The sequence below is a fragment of the Achromobacter sp. Marseille-Q4954 genome (assembly GCF_943737025.1).
Taxonomy (GTDB): domain Bacteria; phylum Pseudomonadota; class Gammaproteobacteria; order Burkholderiales; family Burkholderiaceae_B; genus Achromobacter; species Achromobacter bronchisepticus_A.
Map to the genome: position 1 here is coordinate 44515 of NZ_CALSFQ010000004.1, position 17696 is coordinate 62210.

Here is a 17696-nt window from a genome sequence, read left to right on the forward strand (position 1 = left end):
GTGTCCGTCCTGGAAAAAAGAAAAGCGCGGGCGTTGCGGCCCGCGCTTTGAAGAGCGTCGCCGCCGCTTACGCGGCCGGCATGGCGGCCATGGTCTGGGCCACGGCTGCGGTCAGTTTCTTGCCGTAGGGCACGTGCAGGAATTCATTGGGGCCGTGGGCGTTGGACTTGGGGCCCAACACGCCGCAGACCATGAACTGGGCCTTGGGGAAGCCCTTCTGCAGGATGCTCATCAGCGGAATGGTGCCGCCCTGGCCGATATAGCCGCAGGACGCGCCGTAGTACTGCTGCGAGGCCGCGTCCAGCGCCTGGGTCAGCCAGGGCGCGGAGGCCGGGGCGTTCCAGCCGGTGGCGGCGCCTTCGTTGGCCTTGAAGATCACCTTGGCGTTATAGGGCGCGTCGGCTTCCAGCAGCGCCTTGATTTCTTGCGAGGCGGCCACGGCGTCGATCAACGGCGGCAGGCGCAGCGACAGCTTGAAGGCCGTGCGCGGACGCAGCACGTTGCCGGCGCTGGACAGCGGCGGCAGGCCTTCGGCGCCGGTCACCGACAGCGTCGGACGCCAGGTGCGGTTCAGCAGCGCCTGTTCGGGTTCGGTCGTCATGGGCAGCACGAAGCCGCCGTCGGCGCCGCAGCTCCAGGGGAAACGGCGCCAGACTTCGTCGCCCAGGATGCGCGCGGTGGCGTGCACTTGTTCCACGCGTTCGGCGGGGATCTCGCAATGCAGGCTCTGCGGCAGCAGGCGGCCGGTGCCGCTGTCTTCCAGGCGGTCCAGCAGATGGCGCAGGATGCGGAACGAGGACGGCACCACGCCGCTGGAGTCGCCCGAGTGCACGCCTTCGTCCAGCACCTGCACTTCCAGCGTGCCCGACACCATGCCGCGCAGCGAAGTCGTCATCCAGAGCTGGTCGTAGTTGCCGGCGCCCGAGTCCAGGCACACCACCAGGGCCACGTTGCCCAGGCGGTCGCGCAGCGCGTCGACGTAGGGCAGCAGGTCGTAGCTGCCGGATTCCTCACAGGTTTCGACGATGCCCACGCAGCGCGGGCGCGGAATGCCCTGCTTGTCCAGCGCCATGATGGCGGTCAGCGAGGCGTACACGGCATAGCCGTCATCGGCGCCGCCGCGGCCGTAGAGCTTGCCGTCTTCGAGCTTGGGGGTCCAGGGGCCGAGGCCGGCGCGCCAGCCTGAGAATTCGGGCTGCTTGTCCAGGTGGCCGTACAGCAGCACGGTGTCGCCGTTGTCGCTGCGGGTGGCGGGCGCGTCAAAGAAGATGACGGGCGTGCGGCCCGGCAGGCGCACCACTTCCAGCTTCAGGCCCGAGACCTTCTGTGCCTCGACCCACTGCGCGGCGTCGCGCACCACGCGCTCGATGAAAGCGTTCTTTTCCCAGTCCGCGTCGAAAGCCGGGCTCTTGGCCGGGATGGCGATGTAGTCGGTCAGCGCCGGGATGATCTCGTTGTCCCATTTTTCGTCGACGAAAGCCTGCAAGGCCTTCGGGTCCAGGGTGGGAGGAAGAGCGTCTTCGGGGATGCGTGCGTTCATGGCGCGGGATCCTGTGTGCGGGAGGGGGTAGGCAATCCGCTATTTTATGCCTGTGCGGCGCGGCTGGCATCTTTTGTCCCTGATTGTCATAGGCGCCGGGAAATGGTGCCGCCACACGGACCGCACCTCCGGCCCATGGACAAAGCCCCCAGTCGCACACGCGCTGGGGGCTTTGTTCCCGTTCACGGCCAGCCATCCGGGCCGGCCGCCATGTGCTGGCGCGTTCAGGCGCCGAGCAAAGCCGGTTCGCCGTTGCGGCCCACGGCCGGCGCATCGGCGTCGATCACTCGGCCGGTCTGCAGCTTGAACACGGCCACCGCTTCGCGCAGGCGCTGCGACTGGGTTTCCAGGGATGCCGCGGACGCCGCGGCCTGCTCGACCAGCGCCGCGTTCTGCTGCGTCACGCTGTCCATCTGCGACACGGCCTGGTTGACCTGCTGGATGCCTTGCGACTGCTCCTCGGACGCGCTGGAGATCTCGTTGATGATGTCCGTCACGCGGCGCACCGAGGTCACAATTTCCTGCATGGTGGCGCCGGCGGCTTCAACCTGGTCGGAACCGATCGATACCTTCTGCACGGAGTCGTCGATCAGGCCCTTGATTTCCTTGGCGGCGGCAGCGCTGCGCTGCGCCAGGGCGCGCACTTCGCTGGCCACGACCGCGAAGCCCTTGCCCTGCTCGCCGGCGCGCGCCGCTTCCACCGCGGCGTTCAGCGCCAGGATGTTGGTCTGGAAGGCGATGCCGTCGATCACGCCGACAATGTCGGCGATGCGGTTGGAGCTGTCGGCGATGCCGCGCATGGTGCCGACCACGTCGCCCACGGCCTGGCCGCCGCGCGTGGCCACTTCGGATGCCGCCACGGCCAGTTCCGAGGCACTGCGCGAGCTTTCCGCGTTGTTGCGCACGGTGGACGACAGCTCATCCATGCTGGCGGCGGTTTCCTCCAGCGAGGCGGCCTGCTGTTCGGTGCGCGAAGACAGGTCGATGTTGCCCGCGGCGATTTCGCGCGCGCCGGTGTGGATCTCTTCCACGCCCAGGCGCACGGCCGACACGGTGCGCGCCAGGCTGTCCTGCATGCGCTTGACGGCGGCGTAGAGCACGCCGATTTCGTTGTTGCCGCGTTGCTCGATGCGGTTGGTCAGGTCGCCGCCGGCAATGCGGTCGAACAGGCGCCCGGCTTCATGCAGCGGACGGAACACCGCGCGGCCGAACACCGCGTACAGGCCCACCACCAGCGCGGCCACCACGACCAGCAGGCCGACCAGGACGGCGATCGCGCCGTTGATGCGGGTGGAGGCGTCACGCGCCACGCGCTGGCCGACCTCGTCGGCATAGTCCACGTATTTCTGGATGGCGGCGGTAAAGGTCAGGCCCAGCGGCGTGACTTTTTCCAGGTTGAGGCGATTGGAATCCTGGGCGTTGCCGGCGCGGATGGCCGCAATCATGGGCACGATGGCGTCGCGGTGATAGACGTCGTAGGCCGCCAGGGCCGCGTCCAGCAGGGGCTTGCCCTGGGCCGAGGTTTCGGGGGTCTTGCGCACCAGGTCGATCAGCTCGCCGGCCTTTTTGGTATAGCCGTCCAGGCGCTGCATGCTGGCCAGGTTGTCCAGGCTCTTGCCTTCCATCAGCGCGGTCTGCGCGGCCAGCAGCACCAGGCGGGCGCGCAGCAGTTCGGTGCCGGCGCCGTTCACGGCATTGGCGCGGACCAGGTTGGTGTCCAGCAGCACTTCGATGGAATTGCGGTTGGACGTCAGCTGCTGGTGGACGGCGATGCCGGTTAGCAGGAAAAGCGCGAAGAAAACGGCTAAAGCGGTCGTCAAGACCGCGCGAATACTGAGATTCTGGAACATTGGGGTCACTCCGGGTTGCGTATAGCGGCTACCTATGCTTTACGACAGGTTGCAATGAAAAGTTAAACATCTCATTTGATTGCATGACGCATTTCCCTCGGCGTCGCCCTTGTCCAACACAATTAACAACGATTATCATTTGCAATCTTTGGACCTGACGGAAACCCATCGTGACGGCGGCCACCCAGCCCACGGCGCAACATGCCTTGAACCTGCTCTACCGCGACCATCATGGATGGCTGGCGGGCTGGCTGCGGCGGCGGCTGGGTTGCGCCCATGACGCGGCCGACCTGTCGCACGACACGTACGAGCGGCTGCTGAACTCGGGCCGCCTGCCCGAAGCCGGCCAGGCGCGCGCCTTCCTCACCCAGATCGCCAAAGGTCTGGTGGTGGACCTGTACCGCCGCCGCGCCCTGGAAAGCGCCTATCTGGACGCCTTGGCCAGCCTGCCCGAAGCGCACATGCCTTCGGCCGAAGCGCGCGCGCTGGCGCTGGAAACGCTGATGGCGGTGGACGCCGCGCTGGACGCCCTGCCCGCCCGCGCCCGCCAGGTCTTCATCCTGTCCCGCTTCGAGGGCCGGACCTATTCCGACATCGCGCAAAGCCTGGGCGTGTCGGTGGCGCTGGTGCGCAAGCACATGCTGCGCGCCGCCCAAGCCTGCCTGGCCGCGCTGTGAGCGCCCGGCACGGGGACATCCCCGAACCGATACTGGCGCAAGGACTGGAATGGCTGGTCATCCTGTGGTCCGGCGAAGCCAGCGCCGACGAACGCGCCGCCTGGCAACGCTGGCGCGCGGCCCATCCGGACCATGAACGCGCCTGGCAGCAGGTGCAGCGGATCGACACGCGGCTGATGGACGTTTCGCCCGAGGCCTCTGCCCAGGCGCTGGCCCGCTCCGGCCGGCAGGCGGGACGCCGCAAAGCCCTGCGCCTGATGGGCTGGGCGGTGCTGGGCGCCGGCGCCGCGGGCCTGGCGGCCCAACGCCTGCCTTGGCAGCCCTACGCCGCGGACTATCGCAGCGCGGCAGGCGAACGGCGCGAAATCATGCTGGCCGACGGCACCCGGCTCATACTCAACGGCGCTAGCGCCGTGGACATGGAATACACCGCCGAGGCGCGCCGGCTGGTCCTGCGGCGCGGCGAGATCTACGTGCAAACCGGCCACGGCCCGGCTGCCGCGGGCCGCCCCTTCTTCGTCGTCACCGCCTATGGCGATGTGCAGGCGCTGGGCACGCGGTTCACCGTGGAGCAGCAGCGCGACCGGATACGGGTCGGCGTCTACGAAGGCGCGGTGGAGGTCCAGCCCTCCCGCGGCCGCCCCCTGCGCCTGGACGCGGGCCAGTCCGCCGCGTTCACGCCGCTGGCGGCCGAGCCGATGCCGGACGCCCTGCAGCAGGCGCCGGCCTGGCTGCGCGGCCAGCTGGTGGCCGAACGGCTGCGCCTGGCGGACTTCCTGGACCAGGTCGGGCGCCACCGGCGCGGCGTGATCCGCTGCGACCCGCGCGTGGCCGACCTGATCGTGTCGGGCGTGTACGCCCTGGACGACACGGACCGGATCCTGGCCTCGCTTGCAAGAGCCCTGCCGCTGCGCGTGTCGCGCTACACGGCTTATTGGGTGGTGGTGGAACCCAGATAGCCCTCTACAAAAAAATTCGCGAAAACCGTAGCACTTTTTATTTCTCGTTCGGGATACCTGCATATCCGCAGCATTCACGTCCGCAACGAGGAACCCACTCCATGCAAGCCCGCTCCACTCCCAAGCCCGCCCGCAGCACGCTGGCGCTGGCCCTGACCGCCCTGGCGCTGGCCGCGCCCCCCGCCGCCATGGCCGCGGGACCAGGCTCCCCCTCGCCCCAGGAGCGGGCCGCCAGGAGCTACGACATTCCCGCCGGCCCATTGGACCAGGTGCTGAACGCCTACTCCCAGCAGGCGGGCGTGACCATCACCATCGACGGCGCCCTGACCGCGGGCCGCCGCAGCCCCGGCCTGCACGGCGCCTATGGCCTGAACGCGGGCTATGCCGCGATCCTCGCCGGCAGCGGCCTGGCCGCGCGGCTGGAAGGCGGCGGCTACGTGCTGCGTCCGCTGCCGCCCGGCGCGGCAGGCGTTTCCACGCTGGAGCCGGTGACCGTGCGAGCCTCGAGCGTGGCGCCCGACAGCTACGTGGCCGATGAAACCCGGGCCGGCACCAAGACCGACACGCCCATCCTGGAAGTCCCGCAGTCGATCTCGGTGGTGACGCGGGCGCAGATGGAAGCGCAGAACGCGCAAAGCGTGACCGAAGTGCTGCGCTACGTGCCCGGCGTGACGGTGGAAACGTATGGCGTGGATCCCAAGGGCTTCGATTGGGTCATGCTGCGCGGCTTCAACGCCCAGGCCACCAGCGACTACAAGGACGGCCTGCGCCAGGCCACGTCCGGCTACACCCTGTTCCGCAGCGAACCGTACGCGCTCGATCGCATCGAAGTGCTGCGCGGCCCCTCTTCCGTGCTGTACGGCCAGGGCGACGCGGGCGGGGTCATCAACCGCGTGAGCAAGCTGCCCTCGGCCACGCCGCACTACGAGGCCGAGCTGGAGTACGGCAGCTTCCAGCGCAAGCAGGCCGCGGTCGATCTGACCGGCCCCGCGACCGAAGACGGCACGCTGATGTACCGCCTCATCGGCGTGGCGCGCGACGCCAACACGCAATTCACCTACCCCAACGGCGACCGCATTTCCGACGACCGCCTGTTCCTGGCGCCTTCGCTGACCTGGGCCCCTTCCGCCGCGACCCGCTTCACGCTGCTGACGGAGTACCTGCGCGACCGGTCCGGCGGCACCATCGGCACGGTCACGGTGAACGGCAAACCCACCAATCTGCGCAACGGCGATCCCAATTTCAATCGCTACGACCAGGACCAGAAGAGCATCGGCTATCTGTTCGAGCACCGCTTCAACGACACGCTGCAGGTGCGGCAGAACCTGCGCTACGGGCGGGTCGATTCGATCCTGGACAACATGTTCCTGGCCGGCCTGACGCCCACCGGCATCGCCCGCACTGCCCGCCGCTACGACGAAAGCATGACCGCGCTGGCGTTGGACAACCAAGCCCAGTTCGACCTGCGCACCGGCCCGCTCGCCCATACGCTGCTGCTGGGCCTGGACTTCAACCGCAGCAGCGCGGACGTGTCGCGCACCATGGGGCCCGCCCCCAGCCTGAACCCCTTTGATCCAGTCTATGGCGTGGACGTGCCCACGCCGACCATACCGCTGGCCAACTACCTGGAGCGCACGCATCAGACCGGCCTGTATCTGCAGGACCAGGTCCGCTTCGACGAGCGCTGGGTGCTGACCCTGGGCGGCCGCTACGACTGGTACAGCCAGAAGACCGAAAACCGGATCCTGAACAACGACTCCGATCAAAGCGGCAGCCGCTTCAGCGGCCGCGCCGGCCTGAACTACGTCATGCCCAACGGCGTCGCGCCCTACGTCAGCTTCGCCCAGTCCTTCCTGCCCAATACCGGAACCTCGGCGCCGGCCAATGGCAGTTCTCCGTTCGCGCCCTCGCGCGGACGCCAATGGGAAGGCGGCATCAAGTTCCAGCCGCCCGGGTCGAATGCGCTCTACACGCTGGCGGTCTTCGACATCAAGAAGAGCAACGTACTGACCAATGACCTGCAAAACCCCGGATTCCAGGTCGCTTCGGGCGAGGTGCAATCGCGCGGCGTGGAACTGGAAGGCAAGTTCAGCCTGGGCGACGGCTGGGACTTCACCGGTTCCTATACCTATGTGCGCGCCCGCATCACCCGCGCCAACAACGGCACGGAAGGCAACCGCCCTGCCCTGGTGCCCGAGCACAGCGCGTCGGGCTGGCTGAACTACACGGTGCGCAACAGCGCGCTGGCCGGACTGAGCCTGGGCGCGGGCCTGCGCTACGTGGGCTCGACCTACGGCGACAACGCCAACACGCTGGAAATCGCCGGGCGCACGCTGGTGGACGCGGGCGTGTCCTATGCGGTGGACAAGCACCTGACGCTGTCGGTCAACGCCACCAATCTGTTCGACAAGGAATACCTGGCGACCTGCTCCGACCTGAGCGATTGCTATCCGGGCAGCCGCCGCAGCGTCATCGGCCGGGTGAAGTACCAGTTCTGAGCGCCACAATGAAAACGCCCCGCCAAGTAGCGGGGCGTTTCGCGCAAGCGCCGGGAAGCAAGCCCCGGCGCCAGCGTTTGGCTTACTTCAGCCAGACGCGCGCGTTGCGGAAGATGCGCATCCAGGGGCTGAACGCGCCGCCGGCATCCGCCTTGCCCCACTTCTCGGGCGCCCAGGACATCATGACGTTGCGCGTCACGCGTTCCGGGTGCGGCATCATGACCGTGAAGCGGCCGTCGGCGGTGGTGACCGAGGTCAGGCCGCCCGGGCTGCCGTTCGGGTTGAACGGATAGGCTTCCGTGGCCTGGCCGCGGTTGTCGATGTAGCGCGCGGCGGCCAGCAGGCGGCTGGCGTCGCCCTGCTGCGAGAAGTCCGCATAGCCTTCGCCGTGCGCCACGGCCACCGGAATGCGCGCGCCTTCCATGCCGGCGAAGAAGATCGACGGCGACTTGGCCACTTCGATCATCGCCAGGCGGGCTTCGTATTTTTCCGACAGGTTGCGCGTGAAGCGCGGCCAGAATTCTGCGCCCGGAATCATCGGCGCCAGCGCGGCCATCATCTGGCAGCCGTTGCACACGCCCAGCGCGAAGGTATCGGGACGCGCGAAGTAGGCGGCGAACTGATCCGACAGCTTGCTGTTGAAGCGGATGGTGCGCGCCCAGCCTTCGCCAGCGCCCAGCACGTCGCCGTAGCTGAAGCCGCCCACGGCCACCAGGCCTTGCACCTGCGCAAGATCCACGCGGCCGGACAACAGGTCGGTCATGTGCACGTCGATGGCTTCAAAGCCGGCGGTGTCGAAGGCCCAGCCCATTTCCACCTGGCTGTTGCAGCCCTGCTCGCGCAGGATCGCGACGCGCGGACGCTTGCCGGTGTTGATGAAGGGCGCGGCCACGTCTTCCTGGGGGTCGAAGTCCACGTTGGGGCTCATGCCCGGATCCGTGACGTCGTTCCAGACGTCGAGCTCGGCCTGGGCGCAGGCCGGGTTATCGCGGCGCGACATGATGCGGTAGGACACTTCGCTCCAGGCGCGGCCGAGTTCGGCGCGCGGCTGGCCCCAGACCTTCTTGCCGTCGCGGTAGAACTCGACTTCGTCGGCGCCATTCAGGCCGCCGATGACATGCGAATGCGCCGACAGGCCCGCGCCGCGCAGCACCTGCATGACGGCGTCGCGCTGGGCGGCCGGCACCTGGATGACGGCGCCGGCTTCTTCGGAGAACAGCGCCTTGAGCGTCAGTTCCTCGCGCTGCACCGCCACCTGCTCGGGACGGATCTTGTAATCGCCCCAATCCGCCGATTGCGGATCGAAGGTCAGCATGTCCAGGTTGACCGAGATGCCGGTGCGGCCGGCGAAGGCCATTTCGGTCAGGGTCGCGAACAGGCCGCCGTCGGAACGGTCGTGGTAGGCCAGGATGGTGCCGGCTTCGGCCAGGGTGCGGATCGTGACGAAGAACGCGCGCAGGTCTTGCGGCGCGTCGATGTCCGGCACGGTTTCGCCGACCTGGTTGTAGGCCTGCGCCAGGATCGAGCCGCCCATGCGGTGGCGGCCGCGGCCCAGGTCGATCAGGATCAGCACGCTGTCGCCGGCGTCGGTGCGCAGCTGCGGGGTCAGGCTGGCGCGCACGTCGGCCACGGGCGCGAAGGCCGTGACGATCAGCGACACCGGCGCCACCACCTGGCGCTGTTCGCCGTCCTGTTCCCAGGACGTTTTCATGGACAGGGAATCCTTGCCCACCGGGATCGACAGGCCGGTGGCCTGGCACAGTTCGCTGACGGCGGACACGGTGTCGTACAGCGCGGCGTCCTGGCCGGCCACGCCGCAGGCGGCCATCCAGTTGGCCGACAGCTTGATGTCTTCCAGGCGCGCCACGTCGGCCGCGGCCAGGTTGGTCAGGGCCTCGGCCACGGCCATGCGGCCGGAGGCCGGCGCGTCCAGCATGGCGATCGGGGTGCGTTCGCCCATGGACATGGCTTCGCCGCGGAAGCCTTCGTAGTCGGCCAGGGTCACGGCGCAGTCAGCCACCGGCACCTGCCACGGACCGACCATCTGGTCGCGGCTGGACAGCCCGCCCACGGTGCGGTCGCCGATGGTGATGAGGAAGGACTTGTTGGCCACCGTGGGGTGGCGCAGCACGCGGTAGGCGGCTTCGGTCAGGTCGATGCCGGCCAGGTCCAGCGGCGCGGACACGCCGGGCAGGCGCGTGACGTCGCGGGTCATGCGCGGCGGCTTGCCCAGGATGACGTCGATCGGCACGTCCACCGGACGCACTTCGGCTTCGCCCTGCGGACGGATGGTGTCCAGGCCCGGCAGGCCCTCGCCGTCCACCACGCGCAGTTGGCGCTCTTCGGTGGCCACGCCCACCACCGCGTACGGGCAGCGTTCGCGGCGGGCGATGGCGTCAAAGCGTTCCAGGTCCTTGGGCAGGATCGACAGGACGTAGCGTTCCTGGGATTCGTTGCTCCAGATTTCGGCGGGCGACAGGCCCGATTCTTCCAGCGGCACGCGCTTGAGGTCGAAGATGGCGCCGCGGCCGGCGTCGTTCACCAGTTCCGGGAACGCATTGGACAGGCCGCCCGCGCCCACGTCGTGGATCGCGATGATGGGGTTGTTCTCTGCCTGCTGCCAGCAGCGGTCGATGACCTCCTGGGCGCGGCGCTCGATTTCAGGGTTGCCGCGCTGGACGGAATCGAAGTCCAGTTCGGCCGAGTTGCTGCCCATGCTGATGCTGGAGGCGGCGCCGCCGCCCATGCCGATGCGGAAGCCCGGGCCGCCCAGCTGGATCAGCAGCGCGCCCGGAGGAATCACGTCCTTGTGCGTCAGGCCGGCATCGATGCTGCCCAGGCCGCCCGCGATCATGATGGGCTTGTGGTAGCCCCAGCGCGTGCCGCCGGCGGTCTGTTCGAACGAACGGAAATAGCCCAGCAGGTTGGGACGGCCGAATTCGTTATTGAACGCCGCGCCGCCAATGGGGCCGTCGATCATGATGGACAGCGGCGAGGCGATGCGCTCCGGCAGGCCGTGATGGTCGGCTTCCCAGGGCTGCAAGGCATCGTCAAAGCGCAGGTGCGACACGGTGAAGCCGGTCAGGCCGGCCTTGGGCTTGGAGCCGCGGCCGGTCGCGCCTTCGTCGCGGATCTCGCCGCCGTTGCCGGTCGAGGCGCCGGGGAACGGCGCGATCGCGGTCGGGTGGTTGTGGGTTTCCACCTTCATCAGCGTGTGCACGGTGGTGTTGCGGCGGATGTACTTGGCGCCTTCGACGCCCTCGCCCGTCACGCCCGGCACGCCGGCCTGGAAGCGCTGCGCGGGGCCGCCTTCCATGATGGCGGCGTTGTCCGAATAGGCGACCACGGTGCCCTCGGGCTGCGCCTTGTGGGTGGCGCGGATCATGCCGAACAGCGTGTTGGGCTGTTCCTGGCCGTCGATCACCCACTGGGCGTTGAAGATCTTGTGGCGGCAGTGTTCGCTGTTGGCCTGGGCGAACATCATCAGTTCCACGTCGGTGGGATCGCGGCCCAGGTCGCTGAAGGACTTGGCCAGGTACTCGATTTCATCGTCCGACAGCGCCAGGCCCAGCGAGACGTTGGCCTCGGCCAGGGCTTCGGCGCCGCGCGCCTGCACGTCGACCGTGCGCATGGGCTTGCCGGCCAGCGGCTGGAACAGCGCCTGGCCGTCGAAGCTGGCGTCCACCACGGTTTCGGTCATGCGGTCGTGCAGGCAGTCGGCCGCGCGCGCCAGCATGGCGTCGTCGAAGGACTTGGTACCCAGCAGGCCGCGCTCGGGGGTGATCACGTAGCGCACGCCGCGCTCGATGCGGTGCACGGACGCCAGGCCACAGTTGTGGGCGATGTCGGTGGCCTTGCTGGCCCAGGGCGAAATCGTGCCCAGGCGCGGGATCACCAGCAGGGACAGGCTCTTGGCCGGCGCGTCGCCGGTGGCGGGGGTGCCGTAGTCCAGCAATTGGGTCAGGTGTTGCTGCTGTTCGGCCGTCAGGGCCGCGTCGGTGCTGACGAAGTGCTCGTAGCGGGCGGATATGTCGGCCACCGGCAGGCCGGCTTCCTTCAATTGCGCCAGGAGGCGATCGCGACGGAAGGAGGACAGGACGGAGGAACCAGGCAGATGCTGAACTAGGGACACGATGCGGGCGCCGTATAAAGAGAAGGAGAGCAAAACGTGATTTTACCCGTTTAGGGGGTTTTCCCGGAGAGCTTGTTCCACCGACCTCCGATGGCCCGATTTCGACCACTGTTACAAAAGAATTCCAGGCATCCCGCGGTTTGATGGTGCAGAGCAATATCGACGACAAATTCCCGCCATTGCGAACCTTTCCCAACACCAGCCGCGCCGCAAGCCCGGCGCTTATGCGGCGGCGCAACATGTTGCGCTTATCCCGCACCGCGGGAAAACACGACTTCCGGCCCCACGGCGCAACGGTAGGATGCAGCGACCCCCATTAATGCATGGCGCCTACCCGCGCGCTGGCCGCTGCCTCACATGTCCCGCCCCGAAGCCCCCGCCGAGTCTGTCGAACCGATCATTCCCACCGAATCAGATCCCGCAGTCAAAGTGCCGCTGGCCATCGAAGACTGGCTGGCCGTGATCCTGCTGGCGACCCTGGCCATCATTACCTTCCTGAATGTGCTGGTGCGCTACTTCACCGACCAGTCCTTTGCCTGGACGGAAGAGATCTCGGTGTTCCTGCTGATCGTGCTGACCATGGCCGGCGGCAGCGTGGCTTTCGTGCGCAACCACCACATCCGCATCGAGATCCTGGCGGACTCGGGTTCGCCGCGCCGCCAGCGCATCATGGCGCTGATCTCCAACAGCTGCGTGCTGGCCTTCTTCCTGCTGCTGACCGTGCTGTCGGTGAAGCTGGTTTCCGACGAGTACATCTACGAAGAGACCTCCCCCGCCATCGGCGTGCCGACCTGGTGGTATTCGATCTGGCTGCCCGTGATGGCCGCGGCGATCTCGCTGCGCACCATCGGCACGCTGCGCCGCATCGCCAAGAGCGGGCGCGCCGCCGGGCAGGATCAGCAATGATCGCCGCCATCCTCTTCACCGTCTTCATCGTCCTGATGCTGATCGGCGTGCCGGTCGGCGTGGCCCTGGGCCTGGGCGGAACCGTGGCCATCGTGCTGTCCAACCTGGACACGCCCTGGTATGGCCTGCTGACCGTGCCGCAGAACTTCTACGCCGGCCTGGCCAAGTATCCGCTGCTGGCCATCCCCATGTTCGTGCTGGTGGGCTCGATCTTCGACCGTTCCGGCGTGGCCAAGCGGCTGGTGGATTTCGCCATCGCCATCGTCGGCCGCGGCCCGGGCATGCTGCCGCTGGTATCGATCGCCGTGGCCATGTTCCTGGGCGGCATCTCCGGCTCCGGCCCGGCCTGCGCCGCCGCGGTGGGCGCGGTGATGATCACCGCCATGTCGCGCGCCGGTTATCCGGGCTCGTTCTCCGCTGCCGTGGTCGCGGCCGGCGCCGCCACGGACATCCTGATCCCGCCCTCGGTGGCCTTCATCATCTACTCGGTGCTGGTGCCTGGCGCATCGGTGCCGGCGCTGTTCGCCGCCGGCATGATCCCCGGCATCCTGGCCGGCTTCGCGCTCATCATTCCGGCGGTCTGGCTTTCGCGCAAGTACAAGATGGGCGCGCTGGAAGCCCACCTGCCCCGCCCGCCTTTCTGGGCCAGCCTGCGCGAAGCCTCATGGGGCCTGGCCGCGCCGGTGCTGATCCTGGGCGGCATGCGCATGGGCTGGTTCACGCCTACCGAAGCGGCCGTGGTCGCGGTGTTCTACGGCCTGTTCGTGGGCATGTTCATCCACCGCACCATCAAGCTGCGCGACCTGTACACCATCCTGCGCGAAGCCGCCGAGCTGTCCGCCGTCATCATGCTGGTGGTCACGCTGGCCGGCATCTTCGCCTGGGCGCTTTCCACCCTGAGCGTGATCGATCCCATCACCCACGCCATCGTCAACTCCGGATTGGGCGAATGGGGTGTGCTGGCGCTGCTGATCCTGCTGCTGATGACGGTAGGCATGTTCCTGGACGGCATCTCCATCTTCCTGATCTTCGTGCCGCTGCTCATGCCCATCGCCAACGCCTATGGCTGGGATCCGGTGTGGTTCGGCGTGATCCTGACCTTGAAGGTCGCCCTGGGCCAGTTCACCCCGCCGCTGGCCGTGAACCTGATGGTGTCGTGCCGCATCGCGCGCGTGCCGATGGAGTCGACGGTGCGCTGGGTGGTGTGGCTGCTGGGCGCGATGTTCCTGGTGCTGGTCGCGGTGCTGGTGTTCCCGCAGCTGGCGCTGTGGCTGCCCAAGAAGCTGGGTTATTGAAAGGGCCAAACGGGACGCCCCCAAGGGGCGACCCCAAGGCCGGCGGTACCGGTATTCACTACAACAACAGACACGCAAAGAGAGGAGACGCAACATGAAATTCCGCAACCTGATCGGAGCGGCCCTGTGCGCGGCGGCCGTCGTCGGCATGGCGCCTGCGCATGCGCAGAACTACAAGCCCGAATACAAGCTCTCCATCGTGGTCGGCACCACCTTCCCGTGGGGCCAGGGCGCTGAAATCTGGTCGACCCTGGTGCGCGAGCGCACGCAGGGCCGCATCAACATCAAGGTCTATCCCGGCACCTCGCTGGTCCAGGGCGACCAGACGCGCGAATTCACCGCCATCCGCCAGGGCGTGATCGACATGGCCGTGGGCTCCACCATCAACTGGTCGCCGCAGGTCAAGCAGCTGAACCTGTTCTCCCTGCCCTTCCTGATGCCCGACTACGCCGCCATCGATGCGCTGGTGCAGGGCGACGTGGGCAAGGAAATGTTCAAGCTCATCGAGAAGGCCGGCGTGGTGCCGCTGGCCTGGGGTGAAAACGGCTATCGCCAGCTGAGCAATTCCAAGCACGAGATCAAGAAGCCCGAGGACATGAAGGGCCTGAAGCTGCGCGTGGTGGGCTCGCCGCTGTACATCGACACCTTCACCGCGCTGGGCGCCAACCCCACGCAGATGAGCTGGGCCGATGCCCAGCCGGCGCTGGCCAGCGGCGCGGTGGACGGCCAGGAAAATCCCCTGTCGATCTACACCGGCTCCAAGCTCTACACCGTGGGCCAGAAATACCTGACGCTGTGGAACTACGTGGCCGATCCGCTGATCTTCGTGGTCAACCGCGAGGTCTGGAATTCCTGGTCCGAAAAGGACCGCGACATCGTGCGCCAGGCCGCGCTGGACGCCGGCAAGCAGCAGATCGTGATCGCGCGCAAGGGCGTGACGCCTGAAGACCCGTCGCTGCTGAAGGAGATCGCGGGCCACGGCGTGACCGTGACCTCGCTGTCGCAGGCGGACCACGAGGCCTTCGTCAAGGTGACCAAGCCCGTCTATGACAAGTGGAAGAAGCAGATCGGCGAAGACCTGGTGAACCTGGCTGAAAAGTCGATCGCCAATCGCAAGAAGTAGGCCGCAAAGAACAAGCAGCAAGCCCCAGGGGAACGGCGGCGCAAGCCGCCAACCGAGGCAGGGACGTCAGATCCCGCCCACCAACGGGCGCCGGCCACAAGCTGGCGCCCGTTTTCTTTTATGCGGGATAGCTGACTTCCAGGATGTCCAGCTCTTCGATCCCGCCGGGCGTGCGCAGCACCACGGTGTCGCCTTCCTTGGCCTTGATCAGCGCGCGCGCCACCGGCGAAATCCAGCTGATCTTACCCGCCAGCGGCTCGGCCTCGTCGACGCCGACAATGGTCACGTTGTGTTCCTCGCCGGCCTTGTCGGAATACAGCACCGTGGCGCCGAAGAAGACCTGGTCGCGGTTGGACTGCGCGGCCGGATCGACCACTTCGGCGATATCCAGCCGCTTGGTCAAGAAGCGCATGCGGCGGTCGATTTCGCGCAGGCGCTTCTTGCCGTACAGATAGTCGCCGTTCTCGGAACGGTCGCCGTTGGACGCGGCCCACGACACCACCTGCACCACGGAAGGACGCTCCACGTTCATCAGGTGCGTGAGTTCGCCGCGCAGGCGCTCATAGCCGCCGGGCGTCATGTAGTTCTTGGTGCCGGCAGGCAGGGCCTGGGCTTGCGGCAGATCGTCGTCGTCCTCGTTGTCCGACTCTTTGACAAAGGCTTTGTTCATGGCGGTTGCGCCGTCTCGGCGCGGTCACAGTCGATAGCTTGAAGGGCAAGGCGGCCCGGCCGCCGCCCGCGTCAGAACCAGTCGTGCCAGACCGGTTTAAGGTCGGGCGGCAAGGCCGGCAAGCGGCCCAGGTCCACCCGGCTTTCCTTCGGACTATGGAAGTCCGAACCGCGCGACGCCAGGAATCCATAGCGGCGCGCCACATCCGCATAATAGCGGGCCTCTTCCGGGGTATGGCTGCCGGTGTTGACCTCGATGCCCAGGCCGCCCAGCTGCAGGAATTCGTCGAACAGCGCGGCAAACTGCAGCGGCGTGTACTTGTAGCGGCCGGGATGCGCGATGACGGCGATGCCGCCCGCGCCGCGGATCCAGCCCACGGCTTCCGCCAGCGTGGCCCACTGCATGGGCACGTGGCCCGGGCGGTCATCGCCCAAATGCTTGGTGAACACGGTCTGCACGTCGGGGCAATAACCGGCTTCGACCAGATAGCGTGCAAAGTGCGTGCGGCTGATGAGTTCGGGGTTGCCTGCGAACGGCAGCGCGCCTTCATAGGCGCCGGGCATGCCCATTTCCGCCAGGCGTTCGCCGATGCGCTTGGCGCGTTCGGCGCGGCCGGAGCGGGTCTTGCGCAGGCCTTCGATCAGGGCAGCGTTCTCGGGGTCGAAGCGCAGGCCCACGATATGCACGGTCACGCCCGCCCAGGTCACGGAGATCTCGACGCCGGTGGCGAAGTCCATGTCCAGCTCGCGCGCCGCGCGGGCCGCTTCGGCCACGCCGCCGATTTCGTCGTGGTCGGTCAAGGCCCATACGTCCACGCCGTTGGCATGCGCGCGCTGCGCCACGTCGCGCGGCGCGAGCGAGCCGTCCGAGACGGTGGAATGGCAATGCAGATCGATGTTCAGTGTGCGCGCGTTCATCCAGCTATTGTAGAGAAGGCCCGGCAGCGTGGATAGCGCCGAGCCGTCCCCTGTTTACGGCGCGGTCAGGACAGCAGAAAGGACGCGACCGGATCCACCTGCTCGTCCGCGATCAAGGTGGGCGCATGGCCCACGCCGGCCACTTCATGGGCCTGTGCGCGCGGATTGCGCTTGAGCATTTCCTCGACGGTGGCGCGCGTCAGCAAGTCGGATTCCGCGCCGCGCACGATCAGCACGGGGCACGGCAGGGAATCATACGAACGCCACAGGATCTGTTCGCCGGCCGCCAGTTCCTCTGGGGTCTGCGCGGCCAGGGCCTGCGACAGCGCCAGGTCGTAATGCTTGACCCACTTATCGCCCTGCCGGGGATACAGATAGCGCGCCAAGTCCGCCCACTGCGCGTCGGTATGCGGGCCGAACGTGGTGGAGTTGGCGCGCATGGTGGCCACGGCCTCTTCGAAGCTTGCGAACTCGCCGGGTTCGCCCACGTACTGGCCGATGCGCGCCAGGGCGCCCGTCTCCAGGCGCGGCCCGACGTCATTGAGCACCAGCTTGTCGAGATGGAAGCCTTGCTCGGGCGGCAGCATGCCCGCGTGCGGACGCATGGCCAGCATGGCGCGCGCGAACACGGCCGCGCCCGACAGCGCCAGGCCGATCAGGCCGCCCATCGACGTCCCCACCCAGGCCAGCCGCGCCGGCTTCAGGCGCGCAAGCAGGGTCACCATGTCCGAGACGTATTGCGGCACCGTGTAAAACGCGGGATTGGCCAGCCAGTCGGAGCGACCGCGTCCCACCACGTCCGGGCAGACCACGCGATAACGCCCCGCCAGCCTCCGCGCCAGCGTATCGAAGTCCCGCCCGCTGCGGGTCAGTCCGTGCACGCAGACCAGCACCTGGTCGTTGGCCGGGTCGCCCCATTCCCAGTAGGCCATGCGGTGCAGGCCCGCCGGGCTGGCGCATGTGACGAAATCCAAACGGGGTTCCAGGCTGGCGTCCACCATCGATACACTCCACAAGTCGTTGCGCGCCATGGCGAAGGCGCGCCAGGCCGGTATCTTATAGGACGGCGGGCTGCGCCGCCGCAACACCCCGGCCGTGGGGTTCTGGACTATCGGCCCGGTCGTCGCTA

Annotated in this window: 12 protein-coding genes; 6 read left to right on the forward strand and 6 right to left on the reverse strand. The window is 67.6% G+C overall.

Annotated features, from left to right (window positions below; genetic code table 11):
• Positions 1 to 67 precede the first annotated feature (67 nt).
• Both NGK62_RS28475 and NGK62_RS28480 read right to left on the reverse strand, forming a co-directional pair.
• Positions 68 to 1540, reverse strand: coding sequence for a M20 family metallopeptidase (locus NGK62_RS28475; protein WP_118932104.1), 1473 nt, complete (start codon positions 1538 to 1540; stop codon positions 68 to 70).
• 224 nt (positions 1541 to 1764) lie between these two features.
• Positions 1765 to 3390, reverse strand: a complete 1626-nt coding sequence (locus tag NGK62_RS28480; RefSeq protein WP_118932103.1) for a methyl-accepting chemotaxis protein — start codon at positions 3388 to 3390, stop codon at positions 1765 to 1767.
• Positions 3391 to 3560: 170 nt separating this feature from the next.
• Here NGK62_RS28480 and NGK62_RS28485 point away from each other — a divergent pair, with 170 nt between their 5' ends.
• The 3 genes from NGK62_RS28485 (at position 3561) to NGK62_RS28495 (ending at position 7524) form a co-directional block, all read left to right on the forward strand.
• A complete protein-coding gene (locus tag NGK62_RS28485; RefSeq protein WP_118932102.1) occupies positions 3561 to 4067 on the forward strand; it encodes a sigma-70 family RNA polymerase sigma factor in 507 nt (168 codons plus the stop codon).
• Positions 4064 to 5026 carry a FecR domain-containing protein gene (locus NGK62_RS28490; protein WP_251881497.1) on the forward strand — a complete coding sequence of 321 codons (963 nt, stop codon included), beginning with the start codon at positions 4064 to 4066 and terminating at the stop codon, positions 5024 to 5026. The genes NGK62_RS28485 and NGK62_RS28490 overlap by 4 nt, the downstream gene beginning before the upstream one ends.
• A 101-nt stretch (positions 5027 to 5127) precedes the next feature.
• Positions 5128 to 7524, forward strand: coding sequence for a TonB-dependent siderophore receptor (locus NGK62_RS28495; protein WP_251881499.1), 2397 nt, complete (start codon positions 5128 to 5130; stop codon positions 7522 to 7524).
• An 82-nt stretch (positions 7525 to 7606) separates the two neighbouring features.
• Here the strand turns inward: NGK62_RS28495 and purL are convergent, their stop codons facing one another.
• Entirely contained in the window at positions 7607 to 11656 is a 4050-nt protein-coding gene (gene purL / locus NGK62_RS28500; protein WP_059373666.1) for a phosphoribosylformylglycinamidine synthase, read from the reverse strand.
• 357 nt (positions 11657 to 12013) lie between these two features.
• Here purL and NGK62_RS28505 point away from each other — a divergent pair, with 357 nt between their 5' ends.
• The 3 genes from NGK62_RS28505 to NGK62_RS28515 all read left to right on the forward strand — a co-directional run bounded on the left by NGK62_RS28505 (position 12014) and on the right by NGK62_RS28515 (position 14980).
• Entirely contained in the window at positions 12014 to 12562 is a 549-nt protein-coding gene (locus NGK62_RS28505; RefSeq protein ID WP_251881500.1) for a TRAP transporter small permease, read from the forward strand.
• The gene (locus NGK62_RS28510; RefSeq protein ID WP_059373396.1) at positions 12559 to 13857 is read left to right on the forward strand and encodes a TRAP transporter large permease; all 1299 of its coding nucleotides are present in this window, start codon (positions 12559 to 12561) and stop codon (positions 13855 to 13857) included. Before NGK62_RS28505 ends, NGK62_RS28510 begins: the two co-directional genes overlap by 4 nt.
• A 94-nt stretch (positions 13858 to 13951) precedes the next feature.
• Entirely contained in the window at positions 13952 to 14980 is a 1029-nt protein-coding gene (locus NGK62_RS28515; RefSeq protein ID WP_251881502.1) for a DctP family TRAP transporter solute-binding subunit, read from the forward strand.
• Positions 14981 to 15098: 118 nt separating this feature from the next.
• On the opposite strand, the gene greB is transcribed toward NGK62_RS28515, so the two are convergent.
• From greB to NGK62_RS28530, 3 genes are all read right to left on the reverse strand, one after another.
• Positions 15099 to 15650, reverse strand: a complete 552-nt coding sequence (greB, locus tag NGK62_RS28520; RefSeq protein ID WP_251881504.1) for a transcription elongation factor GreB — start codon at positions 15648 to 15650, stop codon at positions 15099 to 15101.
• 71 nt (positions 15651 to 15721) lie between these two features.
• Positions 15722 to 16567: a 3',5'-nucleoside bisphosphate phosphatase gene (locus NGK62_RS28525; RefSeq protein WP_059373401.1), complete on the reverse strand. Its 846-nt coding sequence runs from the start codon at positions 16565 to 16567 to the stop codon at positions 15722 to 15724.
• A gap of 65 nt (positions 16568 to 16632) precedes the next feature.
• Entirely contained in the window at positions 16633 to 17568 is a 936-nt protein-coding gene (locus NGK62_RS28530) for an alpha/beta fold hydrolase (protein WP_251881919.1), read from the reverse strand.
• Positions 17569 to 17696: the final 128 nt, after the last annotated feature.